The following is a 17,367-nucleotide window of genomic DNA, read 5'->3' as shown; positions in this document are numbered from 1 at the left end:
TCACTCGTTCCATCGGTAGTAGGACACATCGGTGTAGCCATCTTCGTTGAAGAAGCTTCCCAGCTCGGGGTGGGCGGCCTGGATGTCGGCGAGGTGATCCTGATACGTGGACGAATACTTCTCCGCGTTGTGGGCTCCGACGTCGACACCGAGGATCGGATCGGGATTCGGCGGGTCCACGCGGATGCTGGTCCAGTTCGGTCCGTGCTCGGTGCCGAGATCCCCGGTGACGATGTCGAGGTTCGGCACGGGATCCCCGTTGTGCTGCACCGAGACGACGTCCACCGAATCGGGGATCGGCATGTGATCGATGGGAGCGCCCGATGCAACCACGGCCTGCCAGTTGTAGTCGGTGTTGTAGGCGGCGAGGTGACCGGCCATGATGCCGCCCTGGCTGAAGCCGACGAGCATGACAGGATCGTCCGGGCCGATGCCCTCCTGCGCCATCGCCTCGAGGACCGCGCGCTCGTACTGCGTCTGCAGCGCAGGAGTCAGCATGAGGGCGAGGTTGCTGTCGAGGTCGTTCACGGCGCCCTGGTCGCCGAACCGGGACAGCCATTCCTGCGTGCTCGGGAGGGTCACGGTGTACTGCCAGCCGTCGGGACCCAGGACCTTCGTGATCCGGATGACCGATTCCTCCTCGCCGCCGAGCGTGTCGACCTCGGCCGTCCCGTCGAGGACGGTCTGCATCGTCGGGGGATCGGTCCGGTTCAGGGGGTCATCGGCATAGGGGTCCGTCGGCGTCACCGTCGGAGTGGGCTTGGTGACGTCCGAGAAGATGCTGACCAGCAGGAAGGCGGCCATGAGGCCGACGACCACGGCGGCGATGATGAGCCCGATCGTGCCGAAGATCGACCCGATCGCGAGGATGAGGAGGAAGACGAGCAGGACGCCGAGGATCGCGACGATCGTGGCGAGGATCCGCTTCAGGAGCGCGACGACGTCGGCCAGGAAATCGGTGATCCACTCGCCGATACCGGCGAGCCAATCCCCGATGTCCGCGAACACATCGCCGACCCGGTCCCAGAACCCCTCGTTGGTCGCGTCGATGGCGTCGTCGATGCGACGGATCGCCTCCTCGGCGGCATCCATCATGTCCTGTCGTGCCGCCTCGATCCGCGCTCGTGCACCGTCGACGGCGGACTGCGCCGTCTCCGCCGCTCGGCGAGCCCCGGGAAGCTGATCCGTCAGCGAGGGCGGCGGGTCATCGGCGGCATCGACGCGATCGGACAGGGACCTCACGGCGTTGTCCGCCCGTGTCTGCTCCTCGAGTGCGTCGTCGAGGTCGTCCTGAGCTCGTTCGGCCGCATCGTGAGCCGCCGTCAGGGCGACGGCGTACTCGGTGACCGCCGACGCCGTGCCGGAGTACCGGGGATGGATGCGCTCGAGGTCCGAGGCGATCTGTTCGTTCTGGTCGCGCAACGCCTGTACGGCCTGCCCCTGGTCGTCGTCGACGATGCCGCGCATCTCATGCACGACGGTGAGGATCACCTCGGCCGACGCCGTCAGACGGGCGGCGCGCGTCGTCAGCAGGTCGGGATCGCCGGGAAGCACCGTCACGGCTGACCTCCGTCCTCTGCCATCGTGCGGTCGAGGTCACGGAACGTGTCGACGATCGCCTGCATGAAGTCCGCCTGGGAACGAAGGCCTTCGCGGAGGTCCTCGCGGGCGATGTCCCATTTCCCGCCGAAGTCCTCGATCTTGTCGGCGAGTCCGCCGTGCCCGGTGAGCGAGCCCAAGTCATCCGCGAAGGACTCCGCGTCGTCGAACGTTGTGGCGAGCCCGCGTGCGCTCGCGGCGGCCGACTCGAGTCGGTCGAGGTCCATCCTGACGTCGGTCATGCGTGGCGTCTCCATCCCCTGTGTGAACGCCAGACTATGGGCGCGGTCATTCCCGGGTCCATGGGTCGTTCTCCCCATCGGTCGACATGCATGTGGTGTTTGTCAAGTGGGGACCTCTCCCCATTGGTCTATCGGTTGGTGTTTGGTTGACTCTTGGTGTCGGCCCGGGGTGGGTCGGTTTCTTCGATGTGTGGAGGTGTGGACGATGGCCGATTTCGGTGCGTCTTATGCAGAGATGGAGCAGGTGGCGTCGTCGCTGTCGCAGGCTCGTGATGACATTCAGGGTCAGTTGGACTCGCTGAAGTCGCAGGTCGACACTCTTCTGGGTGAGGACTTCAAGACGCAGCACGCGTCGGGCAAGTTCGGTGAGGGTTACGGGGAGCTGACAACGGGTCTGAAGACTGCGACCGATGGCATCAACGACATGTCCGAGGCTCTGCTGGGCATGATGCGTGCGATCCAGGACCTCGACCAGCAGCTCGCCGGCGGCTGAGTTCAGAGCATCTCGATGGGGCGGGCGCAGATGCTCGCCCCATCGTCTCGCCATCAGATCGACCCATGGAGGGAGCACCGTGAGCGTCAAAGTCAGTTATGCAGAGCTCGGTGAGTTGCAGACGCAGCTCACCAGCATCATCGGCGAGTTCGAGAATGCCGGCGCGCGGCGCCGTGATCTCGAAGGCGCGGTCGGTAGCCCGTATGGGAAGAACGATCTCAAAGATGTCGCCCACGACTTCGAGGGCCGCTGGGATGACCGGCGGAAGCGGCTCATGGAGAGCTGCAAAGCCGTCGCGGACCAGGTCACGGGTCTGGTCGAGGGCTTCCAGGAATTCGATGTCGAAGCCGGCAGCCGTACCGAGGAGCGATGATGAGTGTCCTTCCCTATATGCCCTCAGAGACCCCGAAGGGCAACAACCTGATCGGTGAGCTCGACGGCGACCCCACGGAGGTCAAGACGCGGGGCCAGCAGATCGTCGACCTCGGAAATCAGATGGCGAACGCCTGGGCGCTCATCGAACGTCTCGTCGCAGACGGAGCGGACATGGAGGGCAACGCCGTCGAGAAGCTGCGCGAGGTCAGCGGCGAGGTCAGCAGTGACCTCTCGCAAGCGGCGTCGCTCTACGCCGCCGTGGGACCGCACATTCAGACGTACGGAGGTGCGCTCGAGGACTCGAAGGCGACCATCGACCCCATCGTGAGCCGCCTGCGGAACCTGTGGGACGAGTACTACGAGCTGTCCCGTGACGCCGACACTGCGGCGGGGGCCGTACCTCGCAAGCCCGACGACGACGCGGACGCCGATGAGCAGTCGGCGTACAACGACGCGAACACGCACGCTCAGTCCGTGCAGGGGCAGGCCGACGCGAAGAAGGGCGAGTGGGATGCCGCCGCCGGTGAGTACGACGACGCGTGGGACACCTGGCACGATGCATTCACCACCGCGGCGGCGAACATTCGCGAGGGCGTCAGCGGGAAGATCGAGGATTCGACGTCCGATGACATCAGGGGCGCCCTCGAGTTCCTCTCGAACGTGCTCGCGGTGGCCGGAATCGTCCTCGCCGTCCTGGCGGTCGTCATCGGTGGCCCGATCATCGCAGCCCTCGCGGCCATCGTCGCGGTGGCGACGCTGGTCGTGGCGCTCACCCGGAAGCTGGCGTACAACGACGGAAGCTGGGTCGACGTCGCCTTCGGCGTCATCGGAGTCGTCCCTTTCCTGGGGCCCGCTGCCAAGGGCATCCGCGGCCTTACGCAGGCGGGAGGCGGCCAAGCACTCCTGACCTCGTTCGGCGACGATGCCGTGAGACTCTTCGGTGTCGGCCGGGGCGGTATGAGCAACTACCTCTCCGGTCTGAACGGCCTACGCGGTGCGACCTTCGTGGACCGCGCCGCCGACTTCTCGGCCGGGTTGCTGACAGGGCGGAACATCGCCGGGTGGGGGAGTATGGGCTCCGGTGCGGGTGCCGCCGTGGACACGATGGCGACCGTCTGGTCTGCTCAGCTCTCTCTGGTCGGTCAGATTCGCGATACCGCCAACGGAGCCTTCGCTGGCGCGTTCGACCCCGACCAGAATCCGTTCTCATGACGGAGGTTTCGTTTCATGCCCATGACAGACTGAGCCGATGAGCGATCTTCGCGCGGAATTGGTCGGTGCCGGAGGCGTGGCGATACCCCGTTATCGGATGCTGCTGCCCCCCGGCTGGCAGGGCTACGACGTTGACATGGAGACCGAACGCGAGTTGGTGGCGGCGGCGCGCGAACGGCTCGCAGGGGCGGGGAGACCCGACCTCGCCGGTCGTCTCGGGGCGCAGGTGGGCGACGCGCTTCGGTCGCTGCGGTCGCAGAACGCCTTCGCCTATGCCTTCGCAGGTGAGTCGTCACCGACGTGGGCCCTCGGCGCCGCGAGTCTGGTCGGCATCAAACGCGTCGCGAGCCCCGAGGTGCCCCTGGACGCCATCGTCGAGGATGCCATCCGCAACCGGGGCGCGGCCGCTCTCGGAGAAGACCACCGGATCGTCCGCTGGACGGAAAGTAGTCCCGTCGTCCTCGACGGCGTCCGCGCCGTCTCGTTCCTCGTGCACTATCTGATCGCCATACCCGGGTCGCGGCGCACGCAGGCCGTGCAGTGGACGGCGACCGTCGCCCACGCCGAAGACCTCGCCGAGGACGATCCCGTGCTCCAGGCGTGGACGGCACTGTTCGATCACCACATCGCCACGTTCACCTGGAGTGTGCGCTGACATGGACATCACACTCACGTATCGGGACACCGACTGCATCCCGGTGTCCGACGTCGGGCTGGATCCCGCTACCTGGGCGCGCGAGCGCGCGCGCCGGTTCCGCACCGTTGCCGAGCTGGACGCCGCCGCCGGGGCGCGCGTCGCGGGAGCGCTCGAAGACATCGCCGTTCTCGACAGCACGGACCACCGCGCGTTCCTGTTGGTGAGCCCCGGGGCGCGAGTTCTGGCACCGTTCGTGATCTTCGCGTCCGACGGGCCGTTGCAACGGGCGGAACAGGCGGAGTTCCTCTGGAACGGCCGGGCGCTGCTTCCGGCTACGTCGTCGCTGGTCGAGACGGCCGAACTGGGCGACGGCTTCTCGGTGACCACCGCGGAGCGCCATGAGAACGGGGACTTCGGATTCCGCCGATGGCTCTTCCTCGGGACCACGCGATCGGTAGGAATGGTGCTCGGCCCGGTCGCTCCGTACGGACTCGTGGCGGTGGAGAAGATCGCCGAGGAGATGGTGAGCTCCGTTCGGGTCGCGGGCTACACCTCGGCGGCTGACCGCGAGCGCCTCGACGAGCTCGACGGCGCAGTGAGCCGTCTTGCGGAGAGCTGGCCCGCATGACGCGGCCCTCGGTTCATCAGCTCGTCGACGAGGCCGCGGCATGGGCCCCCGAGGACTGGTGGCGTCTCGAACTGCGATCCTTCCGCGAAGCGGCGGCGACCCAACGCGAACTCGCGCTCCTCGCACCCCGTGAGGTGGCGACCTCCGAGTACCGCTCCATCACCGCGGCGAGCTGTCTCCAGGGGCTCGCCTACATCGTGTCGTTCGCTGCGCCGGTGACGGCCGCTGCGGCGATGATCAGGTGGTCCCTCTCCGGCACGGCCTACGACTTCCCGCTGGGATTCGCCGGCATCCTGACTCTCATCGCCCTTATCGTGACGGTCTGGAGCGAGATCCAGGAGCGACGGCACCCCCGAGCCGCGTCGCGGTCCGCGGTGCGCACCATCGCGTTCCTTCACATCGTCCCAGGGCTCGTGACGATCGCGATCGCACTCGGGGCGGGGGAGAGGCAGATCATCGACGCGGGGTGGTGGTGGCTCGCCGTCGTCGGCGTGGACGTGCTCGTCTACGTCGTCCTCACCTTCCTCGCCTTGCGTCGGACCCGTGGGCCGCAGAATCCGCACGAGAACGTCCAGCAGAGCATCCGGGAGATTCCCGACGCCGTCGTGCTCGACATCCTTTCGGCTCGTGACGCGGCGATCGCCCGGTTGCTGGATCGCTCTCTGATCGACGCGGCTACCGCAGCGCGGGCCACCGCGACACGTGCCGGCGAGCTCGGCCTCACGATGGCGCCGGAGGTCGGTTCGGACTACTACCGACCTGCTGACGAGGAGCGCCACTGAAGGTCGCCGTGCGGAGTCAGGGACGGGTCGATTCGGTGGAACCTGTATGCGCTCGGCCCCGGATCGCGCCGTCGGAGGTCGACTCATGATCGTCCGCGAGGTGCTCCTGGTCGGGGAACGGAGCAGATCACAGCGATTCTCGCGCTTGCGGTACGCCGAGTGCCCGATGTCGACCGCGCAGGGTGGTCGACTCAGGTCTGCGGTGTCGCGAACAAGAGATCCTCGCCCGCGATGCGGCATCCGTCAGCCACATCGTCCAAGCTCAGGCTGAACGTCTCGGCCCATTCGCCTACGTCGCCTGGGCAGCGTACTGCGGGCACGTGGACGCACCAGAGCTTGAGGAGATGATCCGGCGCGGATGACGCAGCGGCGGACTCTCCGAAGACCGCCGTATTTCGGTGCAGGGTGTTCTGGGTTCGAATGGTGTTTGTCAAGTGGGGACCTCTCCCCATTGGTCAATCGGTTGGTGTTTGGTTGACTCTTGGTGTCGGCCCGGGGTGGGTCGGTTTCTTCGATGTGTGGAGGTGTGGACGATGGCCGATTTCGGTGCGTCTTATGCAGAGATGGAGCAGGTGGCGTCGTCGCTGTCGCAGGCTCGTGATGACATTCAGGGTCAGTTGGACTCGCTGAAGTCGCAGGTCGACACTCTTCTGGGTGAGGACTTCAAAACGCAGCACGCGTCGGGCAAGTTCGGTGAGGGTTACGGGGAGCTGACGACGGGTCTGAAGACTGCGACCGATGGCATCAACGACATGTCCGAGGCTCTGCTGGGCATGATGCGCGCGATCCAGGACCTCGACCAGCAGCTCGCCGGCGGCTGAACCGTCTTCATCGCAACGAGTGGGCATCGCTTCGGTGCCCACTCGTTGTCGTTGTCATCGGGGATCGACCGGGGGCGTGACGAGTCGGATGGCTGAGTTTCGCGGTACGTCAGTGTTCGTCGCTCGCTCGCCGCCTTCGCCCCGCCTGGCGCCTGGAGGGACCTCTCGAAGGACGCGGCGCCGGCGTGGGGATGCCTCTAGACCTTGTCGCACATCGCCAGCTTCATCGTCCCGGTGATCGCCTACCTCATGGTCGTCGCGTGGGTCCTCGACCCGGACGGGACCGCTCACCTCGCTGTGCCCGGCATCCTGGCGGCCGTTGCGGCGCTCGTCGGTGGATACGGCCTCGTGACGGAGAACCGCGAATCGCTCGGAACCGACCCCGGCATCCACCGGCTTCTCGGTGTCCTGCACCTTCTTCCCTCCGCCGTCGCGACCTTCGTCGGCACTCTCGCCATCGCCGGGGGTGCCACTTCCGGGGCGTTCGGCCTCGCAGGTTTCATCGCGGACGTGATCGTCGGCATCCTCCATTTCGCTCTCTTCCGGGGCCCCGCGGACAGCGGCACCGATCGCCGGCGTCGCGATCTGGAGAGGTCGCAGAAGGCGGTGGCGGGGATGACGCCTGGTGAGCGGGCGCAGGTCTCCACCGACCTGCAGGCGGCGTCGGTCTGTTGGGCGCTTCGATGGCACCTCGAAACGGCGGATCAACACCGTAGTCCGGTCGTGTTTGTCAAGTGGGGACCTCTCCCCATTGGTCTATCGGTTGGTGTTTGGTTGACTCTTGGTGTCGGCCCGGGGTGGGTCGGTTTCTTCGATGTGTGGAGGTGTGGACGATGGCCGATTTCGGTGCGTCTTATGCAGAGATGGAGCAGGTGGCGTCGTCGCTGTCGCAGGCTCGTGATGACATTCAGGGTCAGTTGGACTCGCTGAAGTCGCAGGTCGACACTCTTCTGGGTGAGGACTTCAAAACGCAGCACGCGTCGGGCAAGTTCGGTGAGGGTTACGGGGAGCTGACGACGGGTCTGAAGACTGCGACCGATGGCATCAACGACATGTCCGAGGCTCTGCTGGGCATGATGCGCGCGATCCAGGACCTCGACCAGCAGCTCGCCGGCGGCTGAACCTGATCTTGTGCGGGGGGCAGCCTTCGGGTCGCCCCCGCACACGATTGCGACGGTTGGGATCTGGCAGTACCTCACGAGAAAGGCGTATCGGATGGACATCATGCTCGACCTTGAGCAACTCAGGCAGGCGAGGCAAGGTCTCTCAGCGTCCATCTCTGAGTTCGACGCGGCGGCCAACGCCAATGACGACCTCGAGGGAGCGATCCAGCGTCCCGACGGGCGCGGCGATCTGCTGAACCAGGTGATCGACTTCGAGGTCGCCTGGCGCGACAAGCGCGGCAAGCTCACGGAGAATCTCACCAACATCAAGGACCAGCTCACGTCGATCATCGACGGCTGGGAAGAGTGGGATACCAGTACCGCGAGCGAGCTCGAAGGGTCGACCACGACGCAGAACGTCAACGCGCCGGGAGCTGCACGATGAGATCCCCCAATACGGGCCACGAGCTCCGCCCGCTCGAGGGAACTCCTGTCGACATCTCCACCCGGGCGACTCATCTGAAGACCCTCGCGACCACCATGGAGACGACAGCCGATCAATTGAAGAACATCGGTGACTCCTCGGTGCATAAGAGCAAGGGCACCGACAAGCTCGCCGAGATGGCGAAGGAGACGCACGGCGATCTGGCGGATGCGGCGGTCCGGTACCGCGGTACCGGTTCGGCGTTGGCTACCTACGCCGATGCCCTGCAGACCGCTCAGTCGTGGTTGCGATCCAACCTCGACGATGTCGAGACCGCGGAACGCGAGTTCCAGTCGGCCGTCTCGGCCAAAGCCGAGGCTGATCAGGCGGAGATGCACGCGACGAACCTCGCATCGGGTTCCGATGACGATTCGCTCTCCCAGGCGCAGACGCAGGCGGAGTCGGAGGCCAACAGCGCCGCGTCGGCGCTGACCGCGGCCACAACGCGTCGCAACGAGATGTGGACGTCTTTCGACGACATGTTCGGAACCTGGTCGGATGCCTACGATGACGCTGTCGACGGCATTGAGAACGCGATCGACACCGCCGGGAACAACGACGGGTTCTGGGAGTTCGTCGACGATCTGCTGGACGTCATCGCCATCGTCCTCGTCGTCCTCAGCATCATTGCTCTCGTCATCGGCGCGCCCCTGACCGGACTCCTGGGCATGGTCATCTTCGCGCTTGCGGCGGCGTCTTTCCTCCTCACTGCTCTGCAGTTCGCCTTCGGGCGGGCAAGCCTCAGCGACCTCGCGTGGAGCGCGGTGGGGCTCCTGCCCTTCGGAGTGGGCAAGCTGCTGGCGCGGGGCGTCCCCACGCTCGGAACCGTCGTCCAGGGTGGGCGCGGAGCCGTGACGACGGCCATCCGCGCCGGTTTGCCCCGCTTCTCCTTGCTGCGTCCCACGACGTGGGCGACGCCCGCTCAGTCGCTCTTCGCTCCGGTGCGCTCGTGGCTGGCTCTGCCGTCGCCGAGCATGTTGACGAATCCGCTCACGGCCATTCGTCTGGGCAGTGCGGAGACCGCCCAGGTGTCGACGTTCCTGAACACGATGCGCAACAGTCCGTGGGCGACGAATCCGGGGGTGCAGCAGTTCATCTCCTCGACGGTCTCCTCCCTGCCCGGGGGGCTCCGTCAGGGCGCGAACATCATCTCCTTCGGAGGTTTCAGTACCGTCGACATCCTCGGACTCGCCGATGCGCAACCGGAGATCCCTGGTCTCCGAGACATCCGCGTAGGCTGACGCCGTGCCACAGCCGACCGCTTCCGCGCGCCACGCGCACTCCGTGACCCGAACGCTCTATGTGGTGATCACCGTGATCCCACCGATCGCGCTGGTGGTCTACCTCATAGGGTCGCTTCTGCTGTCGGGCGGTCAGGTGAGCGCATCGATGGACACCAAGTGGGACCCCGTCATCCCGTACCCGCTCTTCCCCATGCCGACGGCAATCCTGGTCGGCCTCGCCGCGATCTCCGCGGTGCTCGCCCTGATCGTCGCTGTCAGCGCGCGAGCCGGTGACGAGCTCGGGCAACGGGGTCTGCTCGGTCCGACGGCGGCGGCCATGGTCAGTGCCTTCGGTTTCTCACTCCTCGTCCCCGATGGGGGGACCCGGTCGGGTGACACCGTTTTCGGCCAGCAGTGGGTGGCAGCAGTCGTCTACACCGCCGCACTCGTCGTGCTGCTCGTCGGTGTGGCTGCGTCGACAGCGAAGAGTCGTCGTCGCCGAGGCGCAGACGCATGACCCAGTTGTCGGGGTTTCACATCATGCTCCCGCCCGGGTGGTCCCGCTACCGCGTGGATGATGAAGGACGAAAGCAGTTCACGTCGCGACTCGCCGCGCGCATGAAGGAGGTCGCCAACCCCGAGCTCGACGTCAGGATGAGGATGCTGGCCGCCGGACGGTGGAAGGAGCTCGAGCAGTCGGGGACCCACAGCATCTATCTCGCGGATCGGCAGGTCGATGGCCTTGCCCACTTGCCGATCTCGCTTGCCGTCCGTCAGCATGTCGCGCCGGCCGGGGTCATTTTCGCGGACGGCGTCCAGGCGCTGACGCGTGCGCCCGTCGATTCCATCGACTCCGCCATCGGCCCCATCCTTCGCTGGCAAGGCGAGAAGGGCGGCGAAGGGGACACCGCCGGGATCACCACGCGGACAATCGGCTACGGCTTCGCCGTGCCCGATGCGGATGGGCGACGAGGCCTCGTCTTCACCGCCGCCGTGCCCTATCCGGACGGCGCGGATCCCGCGCTCATCGACGGCGCGACCGAACTCGTGGACTCGATCATGGAGACGTTCAGGTGGCGGTGACCTCCGGATACGCGCTGTCGCTGCCGGCGACCTGGATTCCGATTCCGACGGGCTTCCCGTGGCAGTCGTTCGATGACCCGACTGCGTGGGCGACCGAAGTGGCCGACAGCCTTCTCAAAGGGCTCGACGCACCGCAGGAGGTGCGTTCGGGTGTGCGCGAGGCGGCGGAAGCCCTGCAGACCATGCCCTCCCCGCTGCCGGGGGCGCTCGAGAGGTTCTGGCGAGTCGAAGGGATAGGCGGGCCGACAGTCGTGGCCCACCTGTACGTCACGGAATCAGACGTCGACTCGGCCGAGGGCCTGATGGACATGGTGCGAGCGGGCATCGGGGGTCGTGTGCAGACCTGGCGAGTATGGACCGACACCGCCTTCGAACACGCCATCGAAGCAGTGATCGTCGCTGAGATCGACGGCGCCACCGTCGCTTCCGTGCGACAGATCGGCGTGCGGGCCGGGCTGGTCTACCTGCTCGACTTCCTGACGGAGGATCCCCTCCTCCTCGAGGCCGTGCAGTCGGAGCTGCAGGACATCTTCCGCTCGATTCATTTCGCCACCGGAGTCTGACGACGTCGTCTGCCATGTCCGATTCCCGCGAGATCATGTCGGGGGGACGTGCCAGGCTGAGGTCATGACGATCGCGATGACCTTCGACGAGCGGTACCGTGCGATCGACGCGCGCGACGCTCGCTTCGACGGCCAATTCGTCACTGCGGTGCACTCGACCGGCATCTACTGTCGACCGAGCTGCCCGGCGCGGACGCCGAAGGCAGCCAACGTCAGCTTCTTCCCGACGAGTGCCGCCGCGCACGAAGCGGGCTTCCGGGCATGCAAGCGGTGCCTCCCCGAAGCGACGCCCGGCTCTCCGCAGTGGAATCTGCGAGGCGACGTCGCGGGGCGAGCGATGCGCCTCATCGCGGACGGTGTGGTCGACCGCGACGGCGTCCCCGGGTTGGCCGAACGGCTCGGGTACTCGGACCGGCACCTCACCCGTCTGCTGACCGCGGAGCTCGGCGCTGGGCCCCTCGCCCTCGTGCGCGCCCACCGCGCGCACACGGCGCGCACTCTCCTCGTCGACACCGACCTGTCGATGCCCGATGTCGCCTTCGCGGCAGGGTTCGGCAGCATCCGTCAGTTCAACGACACGATGACGGAGGTCTTCACCCTGTCGCCGACCGAGCTGCGCGCGCGTCGCCGCGGCGGCACGTTGGCGACTCCGGGCCGCATCGACCTCGTCCTCCCGGTCCGAGAACCGTTCGACGCAGTGGGGCTCTTCGGGTGGATGCGGGCGCACGCGATCCCGGGCGTCGAGACCGGCGATGCGGCATCCTTCGCGCGCACGATCCGCCTGGACGGCGGTCCCGCCTGGTTCGAGGTGAGACAGGATGCCGCCGGCCGGCTCCGCCTGCGCGCCGAGCTGACCTCGCTCCGCGACCTCGCCCCGCTCATCTCCCGGGTGCGTCGCCTGTTCGATCTCGACGCGGATCCGGCGGCGATCGACGCGGGGCTGTCGCGGCATCCCGAACTGGGGCCCCTCGTCGCCCGCATCCCGGGTGTGAGGCTGCCTGCGGCCATGGACGCCGACGAGATGCTCATCCGGGCGATGATCGGGCAGCAGATCAGCGTCGCATCGGCGCGCACCGTCATGGGCCGGCTGGCCGCCGCGCTCGGGGACCCCGTCGACTCGCCTTCGGGGCCGTCGTTCCTGTTCCCGACGCCCACCGTCATCGCCGAACGCGGCGCCGAGGTGTTGCGCGGCCCCGGGGCTCGCATCCGCGCCATCGTCCACGCGGCGGGGGCGCTCGCCGAGGGGTCGCTCCGGCTGAGTCCGGGGGACGACACCCTCGAACAGCGCGAGCGGCTGCTGGCGCTTCCCGGTATCGGCCCCTGGACGGCCGACTACGTGCGGATGCGGGTCCTCGGCGACCCGGACGTCCTGCTTCCGGGCGACGTGGCCGCCCGGGCGGGAGCGGCGGCGGTCGGTATCCCGTCCGACGCCACCGGACTCACCGCGTGGTCGACCCGGGTCGCACCCTGGCGCAGCTATCTGATGGCGCACCTCTGGTATGCCGCGCCCGTCACGCAGGCATGGCGTGCGGGAACCCCTGAACCCTCACTCCGGAAGGACGACCGATGAGCGCGATCCTGCAGACCCTCGACACCCCCGACGGTGCCTTCACCCTCCTCGAAGAAGACGGTCGCGTCCTCGCCTCGGGGTGGACGGCGGATGCCGACGCGATCCTCGGACGCCTGCGGCCGGATCGCGTGCCCGCCGATGTGAGGACCGGTCGAGTCGGCTCCGCGGACGCCGTCGCCGCCTACTACGACGGCGACCTCGCGGCGATCGACGACGTGCCCGTCAGCCAACACGGCACGGCGATGCAACTCGCGGGATGGAGCGCGCTGCGCGGGATCCCGGCGGGCCGTCCCCTCACTTACGCCGAGTTCGCGGCCCATCTCGGGTCGCCGACCGCCGTCCGGGCCGCGGCATCCATCTGCGCCCGCAACGCCCCTGCGCTGTTCGTCCCCTGCCATCGCGTGCTGCGCACCGGGGGAGCCCTCGGCGGATTCGCCTGGGGCCTCGACGTCAAGATGCGGCTGCTGGAGCGCGAAGCGGCGATCTGACCCGTTTTTTCGAGTAAGCGCTTGCTTACAGCGAAATCACAGGGATATCCTGGAGGGCTCCCGCACGATGCGGGCGCCCTGTCCGGCCCCATCAAGGAGGAAGCCATGTCCCCGGAGATCGTCAACACGAAGTCCGCCGCCTTCCTCGTCGCCGGACGCCCCGTCCGTCAGGGATGACACCGAAGGTCTGACTCGCGCGGAAGCTTCCCGCGCCCCTCTCCGTTCTCCCTCGACGGGTCCCCGCGACCCTGATCGTCCGCGCCTCGCTGCGCTTCTCGCCGCCCGGCATCCGCTCCTCTCCTGTGCAGGATCATGACCTCCTCGACGCATCCCCGTCTGTCCACCGCCCGCTCCCTCGCCCGCCTGATCCCCTTCGCGAAGCCCGTTCTTCCGCGTCTCGGGCTCGGCGCCCTCAGCGCGCTCATCGCGAGCCTGCTGGGCCTGTCCATCCCCCTCGTCCTCGAGCAGATCGTCGGCACGAACGGCCCGATCGCCTCCGGTGACCCGTGGCTGATCGCGCTCGGCGGCGGCGCCGTGCTGCTGCTCGGCCTGCTCGAAGCGCTCATGGTGTGGGCGCGCCGCTGGTTCGTGCTCGCTCCCGCCACCGCCGTCGAGTACGAACTGCGCACCGACTTCTACGGCCGGTTGCAGCGCCTGCCGGTCGCCTTCCACGACCGCTGGCAGTCGGGGCAGCTCCTCAGCCGCATGATGCAGGACATCGGCCTCATCCGCCGGTGGATGGCGTTCGGCGTCGTGCTGCTCGTCGTGAACATGATCACGATCGTCGTCGGCTCGGCGATCCTGTTCAGCTGGCACTGGCTGCTCGGCACGATCTTCGTGGTCGTCTCGGCACCCCTGTGGATCGCGGGCTTCGTGTTCGAGAACCGCTACGGCATGCTGTCGCGGCAGAGCCAGGATCAGGCCGGCGACCTGGCGACGGCCGTCGAGGAGTCGGTGCACGGCATCCGCGTCCTCAAGGCCTTCGGCCGCGGCAGCCACGCGCTGCGCAAGTTCACCCGTCAGGCCGAGACGCTGCGCGAGACCGAGATCAGCAAGGCCAAGGCCGTCGGCTGGATCTGGTTCTGGCTCGTCCTGCTGCCCGACATCGCCTTCGCGCTATGCCTGGGCGCGGGCATCTACCTCGTCTCGGTCGGTGAGATCGACACCGCGGCGCTCATCGCGTTCTTCGCGATGGCGACGATCCTCCGTTGGCCCGTCGAATCGATCGGGTTCCTCTTCTCGTTCCTCGTCGATGCGCGCACCGCGACGGACCGCATCTTCGAGGTGTTCGACGAGCAGAACACGATCGTCGACCCCGAGAACCCCGTCTCGATCGCGGAGCCCCGCGGCGAGCTCGTCTTCGAGGGGGCGCGGTTCCGGTACCAGGATGCCGCTGCCACCGAGCGCGACCTGCTCGACGGCATCGACCTGTCGCTGCGACCGGGCGAGACCATGGCCCTCGTCGGTCTGACGGGCTCGGGCAAGACGACGCTGACGACCCTGCCCGGTCGCCTGTACGACGTCACCGGCGGTCGCGTGCTGCTCGACGGCGTCGACGTCCGCGACCTGCCGCTGACCGAGCTGCGCCGTCACGTCGGCATGGCCTTCGAGGACGCGACGCTGTTCTCGCAGACCGTGCGCGAGAACGTCCTGCTCGGCCGAGAGGACCTCGACCCGCAGAGCGCCGAGGGGGAGCGCGTGCTCCGCGAGGCCCTTCAGGTCGCGCAGGCCGCGTTCGTCGACGATCTGCCGAACGGCGTCGACACCGTCATCGGCGAGGAGGGGCTCAGCCTCTCGGGCGGTCAGCGCCAGCGTCTCGCGCTCGCTCGCGCCGTCGCGGCGCGTCCCGCCGTCCTCGTCCTCGACGACCCGCTGTCGGCGCTCGACGTCGACACCGAGGCGCTCGTCGAAGACGCCCTCCGGGTGGTCCTGGCCGAGACGACGGCACTCGTCGTCGCCCACCGGCCCTCCACCGTCACGCTCGCCGACCGCGTCGCACTCCTCGAAGAGGGCCGCGTCACCGCCGTCGGCACGCACTCCGAGCTCCTGCGCACCAGTGAGCACTACCGGCACGTCATCTCGAGCCTCGAGGACGAGCAGGAACGTCAGCAGAAGAGGGAGGTGTCCCTGTGAGCACCGTCACGGGCACCAGCGGCGAAGACCGCTCCGATTACACCCGCGAGGAGAGCCGGCAGATCCGGCGTCGCTCGCTGCGACTGCTCGGGTCGCTCGTCACGCCGCTCAAGATGCAGCTCGTCCTCGCGGGGATCGTGCTCGTCATCTCGACCGTCCTCCGCGTCGCCGGTCCCGCCCTGGTCGGCTGGGGCATCGCGAACGCGCTCCCGGCGGTGCAGAAGGAAGCCGACTGGATGCCGACGATCGTCGTCGTCATCATCTTCCTGATCACCGCGATCGGCGGCGCCGCGCTCATCGGCTGGTACGCCGTCGTCGTGGCGCGCCTGACCCAGGCGGTCATGCTGGACCTCCGAAAGCGGATCTTCCTGCACACGCAGAAGCTCAGCCTCGAGTTCCACGAGTCGTACACGTCGGGCCGCATCATCTCGCGTCAGACGAGCGACCTCGACACGATCCGCGAGCTGCTCGACGGCGGCCTGAACGAGCTCGTGTCGGGCCTGCTCTACGGCGGTTTCACCCTCGTGGCGCTCATCCTGCTCGACTGGCAATCCGGCCTGGTTCTCGCCGCGATGGGCATCCCGCTGTTCTTCCTCATGCGCTGGTTCTACCTGCGCTCGCAGGTCGTCTACCGCGAGTCCCGCGTCGTGAGCGCCAAGGTGATCGTCAAGTTCGTCGAGTCGATGACCGGCGTCCGCGCCGTCAAGGCGTTCCGCAAGGAGCCCGCGAACGACCGCGAGTTCGGCGGCCTGGCGAGCGATTACCGCGACATCAACATGCGCTCGATCCGCCTGTTCGGCACGTTCGAGCCCGCGATGATGGCCCTGGCATCTTTCGCCCTCGCGGCCGTTCTGCTCTGGGGCGGTCTGCGCGTGGTGAGCGGGGCGCTCGAGCTCGGCTTCCTGCTGTCGGCCGTCCTGTACGTGCGGAACTTCTTCGCTCCCATGCAGGAGGTGGCGTTCTTCCTGAACTCCTACCAGTCCGCCACGGCCGCGCTCGAGAAGGTGTCGGGTGTCCTCGAGGAGTCGCCGACCGTCCCCGACCCCGCGAAGCCCGTCGACCTGCGCGAGGCGACCGGCCACCTGCGCTTCGTTGACGTGACCTTCGGGTATTCCGAGACGAAGACGATCCTGCCCGACTTCCGGCTCGACATCCCGGCCGGTCAGACGATCGCCCTCGTCGGCACGACGGGTGCCGGCAAGTCGACGCTCGCCAAGCTGGTCGCGCGCTTCTACGACCCGACGAAGGGCGCGGTGACCCTCGACGACGTCGACCTGCGGGAGCTGCACCCGAAGGACCTGCGCCGAGCCATCGTCATGGTCACGCAGGAGGCGTACCTGTTCAGCGGGACCGTCGCCGACAACATCGCGCTCGGCAAGCCCGACGCGACGATGGACGAGATCGAGGCGGCGGCGCGCGCCGTCGGTGCGCACGCCTTCATCGAGAGGCTCCCGGACGGGTACGGCACCGACGTCAACAAGCGCGGCGGCCGCGTGTCGGCGGGCCAGCGTCAGCTGATCTCGTTCGCGCGTGCCTTCCTCGCCGACCCCGCCGTGCTGATCCTCGATGAGGCCACGGCGTCGCTCGACATCCCGAGCGAGCGCCAGATCCAGGAGGCTCTCGGCACCCTGCTCGCCGACCGGACCGCGATCATCATCGCCCACCGCCTGTCGACGGTCGCGATCGCCGACCGCGTGCTGGTGATGGAGCACGGGCGCATCATCGAGGACGACACCCCCGACGCGCTCATCGCGGGCACGGGCAAGTTCGCCCAGCTGCACCGCGCCTGGCGCGAATCGCTCGTCTGAGCCGGCGCTGAGCCGCTGACGGATGCCGGGGCCCGAAGTCGGGGCCCCGGCATCCGTCGTTCGTGGTCTGCCGTTCGTGCCGGATGCAGGTTCAGGCGGCCGTCACCGCGCGCAGCCTGCGGT

Annotated in this window: 20 protein-coding genes; 18 read left to right on the top strand and 2 right to left on the bottom strand. The window is 67.7% G+C overall.

All coding sequences use genetic code 11. The features are described from left to right. Positions 1-1,560 (bottom strand): hypothetical protein, encoded by a 1,560-nt coding sequence (locus tag BLP38_RS09155; protein WP_091356357.1) that lies wholly within the window; start codon positions 1,558-1,560, stop codon positions 1-3. Next, entirely contained in the window at positions 1,557-1,841 is a 285-nt protein-coding gene (locus tag BLP38_RS09150; RefSeq protein WP_091356354.1) for a hypothetical protein, read from the bottom strand. Before BLP38_RS09150 ends, BLP38_RS09155 begins: the two co-directional genes overlap by 4 nt. Before the next feature lie 205 nt (positions 1,842-2,046). Here BLP38_RS09150 and BLP38_RS09145 point away from each other — a divergent pair, with 205 nt between their 5' ends. From BLP38_RS09145 to BLP38_RS09060, 18 genes are all read left to right on the top strand, one after another. Continuing rightward, positions 2,047-2,334, top strand: coding sequence for a WXG100 family type VII secretion target (locus BLP38_RS09145; protein ID WP_083199385.1), 288 nt, complete (start codon positions 2,047-2,049; stop codon positions 2,332-2,334). Between the two features lie 79 nt (positions 2,335-2,413). Then, positions 2,414-2,707 carry a hypothetical protein gene (locus BLP38_RS09140; protein ID WP_091356350.1) on the top strand — a complete coding sequence of 98 codons (294 nt, stop codon included), beginning with the start codon at positions 2,414-2,416 and terminating at the stop codon, positions 2,705-2,707. Positions 2,708-2,724: 17 nt separating this feature from the next. Beyond that, on the top strand, positions 2,725-3,921 hold the full coding sequence (locus BLP38_RS09135) for a hypothetical protein (protein WP_091356347.1): 1,197 nt from the start codon (positions 2,725-2,727) through the stop codon (positions 3,919-3,921). 37 nt (positions 3,922-3,958) lie between these two features. Continuing rightward, on the top strand, positions 3,959-4,576 hold the full coding sequence (locus BLP38_RS09130; RefSeq protein WP_133400308.1) for a hypothetical protein: 618 nt from the start codon (positions 3,959-3,961) through the stop codon (positions 4,574-4,576). A gap of 1 nt (position 4,577) precedes the next feature. Further along, on the top strand, positions 4,578-5,186 hold the full coding sequence (locus tag BLP38_RS09125; protein WP_091356343.1) for a hypothetical protein: 609 nt from the start codon (positions 4,578-4,580) through the stop codon (positions 5,184-5,186). After that, entirely contained in the window at positions 5,183-5,968 is a 786-nt protein-coding gene (locus tag BLP38_RS09120) for a hypothetical protein (RefSeq protein ID WP_091356340.1), read from the top strand. The genes BLP38_RS09125 and BLP38_RS09120 overlap by 4 nt, the downstream gene beginning before the upstream one ends. A 533-nt stretch (positions 5,969-6,501) precedes the next feature. After that, positions 6,502-6,789 carry a WXG100 family type VII secretion target gene (locus BLP38_RS09115; RefSeq protein ID WP_083199385.1) on the top strand — a complete coding sequence of 96 codons (288 nt, stop codon included), beginning with the start codon at positions 6,502-6,504 and terminating at the stop codon, positions 6,787-6,789. Positions 6,790-6,993: 204 nt separating this feature from the next. Then, positions 6,994-7,719, top strand: coding sequence for a hypothetical protein (locus BLP38_RS14225; RefSeq protein WP_157681089.1), 726 nt, complete (start codon positions 6,994-6,996; stop codon positions 7,717-7,719). Beyond that, complete coding sequence (locus BLP38_RS09105; RefSeq protein WP_083199385.1) at positions 7,623-7,910, top strand: WXG100 family type VII secretion target; 288 nt, start codon at positions 7,623-7,625, stop codon at positions 7,908-7,910. Before BLP38_RS14225 ends, BLP38_RS09105 begins: the two co-directional genes overlap by 97 nt. 94 nt (positions 7,911-8,004) lie before the next feature. Further along, complete coding sequence (locus BLP38_RS09100) at positions 8,005-8,337, top strand: hypothetical protein (protein WP_091356334.1); 333 nt, start codon at positions 8,005-8,007, stop codon at positions 8,335-8,337. Then, the gene (locus BLP38_RS09095; protein ID WP_091356331.1) at positions 8,334-9,617 is read left to right on the top strand and encodes a putative T7SS-secreted protein; all 1,284 of its coding nucleotides are present in this window, start codon (positions 8,334-8,336) and stop codon (positions 9,615-9,617) included. The genes BLP38_RS09100 and BLP38_RS09095 overlap by 4 nt, the downstream gene beginning before the upstream one ends. A gap of 4 nt (positions 9,618-9,621) precedes the next feature. Further along, positions 9,622-10,116, top strand: a complete 495-nt coding sequence (locus BLP38_RS09090) for a hypothetical protein (RefSeq protein WP_157681088.1) — start codon at positions 9,622-9,624, stop codon at positions 10,114-10,116. Further along, complete coding sequence (locus tag BLP38_RS09085; RefSeq protein WP_157681087.1) at positions 10,113-10,682, top strand: hypothetical protein; 570 nt, start codon at positions 10,113-10,115, stop codon at positions 10,680-10,682. The genes BLP38_RS09090 and BLP38_RS09085 overlap by 4 nt, the downstream gene beginning before the upstream one ends. Then, positions 10,673-11,245, top strand: coding sequence for a hypothetical protein (locus BLP38_RS09080; protein WP_091356320.1), 573 nt, complete (start codon positions 10,673-10,675; stop codon positions 11,243-11,245). Before BLP38_RS09085 ends, BLP38_RS09080 begins: the two co-directional genes overlap by 10 nt. A gap of 64 nt (positions 11,246-11,309) precedes the next feature. Further along, positions 11,310-12,815, top strand: a complete 1,506-nt coding sequence (locus tag BLP38_RS09075) for a DNA-3-methyladenine glycosylase 2 family protein (protein ID WP_091356318.1) — start codon at positions 11,310-11,312, stop codon at positions 12,813-12,815. Continuing rightward, entirely contained in the window at positions 12,812-13,303 is a 492-nt protein-coding gene (locus BLP38_RS09070) for a methylated-DNA--[protein]-cysteine S-methyltransferase (RefSeq protein ID WP_091356315.1), read from the top strand. The genes BLP38_RS09075 and BLP38_RS09070 overlap by 4 nt, the downstream gene beginning before the upstream one ends. A 312-nt stretch (positions 13,304-13,615) precedes the next feature. Beyond that, the gene (locus BLP38_RS09065; protein WP_091356311.1) at positions 13,616-15,436 is read left to right on the top strand and encodes an ABC transporter ATP-binding protein; all 1,821 of its coding nucleotides are present in this window, start codon (positions 13,616-13,618) and stop codon (positions 15,434-15,436) included. Next, complete coding sequence (locus BLP38_RS09060) at positions 15,433-17,244, top strand: ABC transporter ATP-binding protein (RefSeq protein WP_091356308.1); 1,812 nt, start codon at positions 15,433-15,435, stop codon at positions 17,242-17,244. Before BLP38_RS09065 ends, BLP38_RS09060 begins: the two co-directional genes overlap by 4 nt. Positions 17,245-17,367 lie beyond the last annotated feature (123 nt).

The sequence above is a fragment of the Microbacterium sp. LKL04 genome, from assembly GCF_900102005.1.
Taxonomy (GTDB): domain Bacteria; phylum Actinomycetota; class Actinomycetes; order Actinomycetales; family Microbacteriaceae; genus Microbacterium.
The sequence above is the reverse complement of the archived record's forward strand: the minus strand, read 5'-3'. Positions and strand labels throughout refer to the sequence as shown.

What these genes read in the sequence shown, in the direction of transcription:
- BLP38_RS09150 (WP_091356354.1), bottom strand. Translation starts at nt 1,841, where the DNA reads ATGACCGACGTCAGGATGGACCTCGACCGACTCGAGTCGGCCGCCGCG.
- BLP38_RS09145 (WP_083199385.1), top strand. Translation starts at nt 2,047, where the DNA reads ATGGCCGATTTCGGTGCGTCTTATGCAGAGATGGAGCAGGTGGCGTCG.
- BLP38_RS09135 (WP_091356347.1), top strand. Translation starts at nt 2,725, where the DNA reads ATGCCCTCAGAGACCCCGAAGGGCAACAACCTGATCGGTGAGCTCGAC.
- BLP38_RS09130 (WP_133400308.1), top strand. Translation starts at nt 3,959, where the DNA reads ATGAGCGATCTTCGCGCGGAATTGGTCGGTGCCGGAGGCGTGGCGATA.
- BLP38_RS09125 (WP_091356343.1), top strand. Translation starts at nt 4,578, where the DNA reads ATGGACATCACACTCACGTATCGGGACACCGACTGCATCCCGGTGTCC.
- BLP38_RS09120 (WP_091356340.1), top strand. Translation starts at nt 5,183, where the DNA reads ATGACGCGGCCCTCGGTTCATCAGCTCGTCGACGAGGCCGCGGCATGG.
- BLP38_RS09115 (WP_083199385.1), top strand. Translation starts at nt 6,502, where the DNA reads ATGGCCGATTTCGGTGCGTCTTATGCAGAGATGGAGCAGGTGGCGTCG.
- BLP38_RS09105 (WP_083199385.1), top strand. Translation starts at nt 7,623, where the DNA reads ATGGCCGATTTCGGTGCGTCTTATGCAGAGATGGAGCAGGTGGCGTCG.
- BLP38_RS09100 (WP_091356334.1), top strand. Translation starts at nt 8,005, where the DNA reads ATGGACATCATGCTCGACCTTGAGCAACTCAGGCAGGCGAGGCAAGGT.
- BLP38_RS09095 (WP_091356331.1), top strand. Translation starts at nt 8,334, where the DNA reads ATGAGATCCCCCAATACGGGCCACGAGCTCCGCCCGCTCGAGGGAACT.
- BLP38_RS09085 (WP_157681087.1), top strand. Translation starts at nt 10,113, where the DNA reads ATGACCCAGTTGTCGGGGTTTCACATCATGCTCCCGCCCGGGTGGTCC.
- BLP38_RS09075 (WP_091356318.1), top strand. Translation starts at nt 11,310, where the DNA reads ATGACGATCGCGATGACCTTCGACGAGCGGTACCGTGCGATCGACGCG.
- BLP38_RS09070 (WP_091356315.1), top strand. Translation starts at nt 12,812, where the DNA reads ATGAGCGCGATCCTGCAGACCCTCGACACCCCCGACGGTGCCTTCACC.
- BLP38_RS09065 (WP_091356311.1), top strand. Translation starts at nt 13,616, where the DNA reads ATGACCTCCTCGACGCATCCCCGTCTGTCCACCGCCCGCTCCCTCGCC.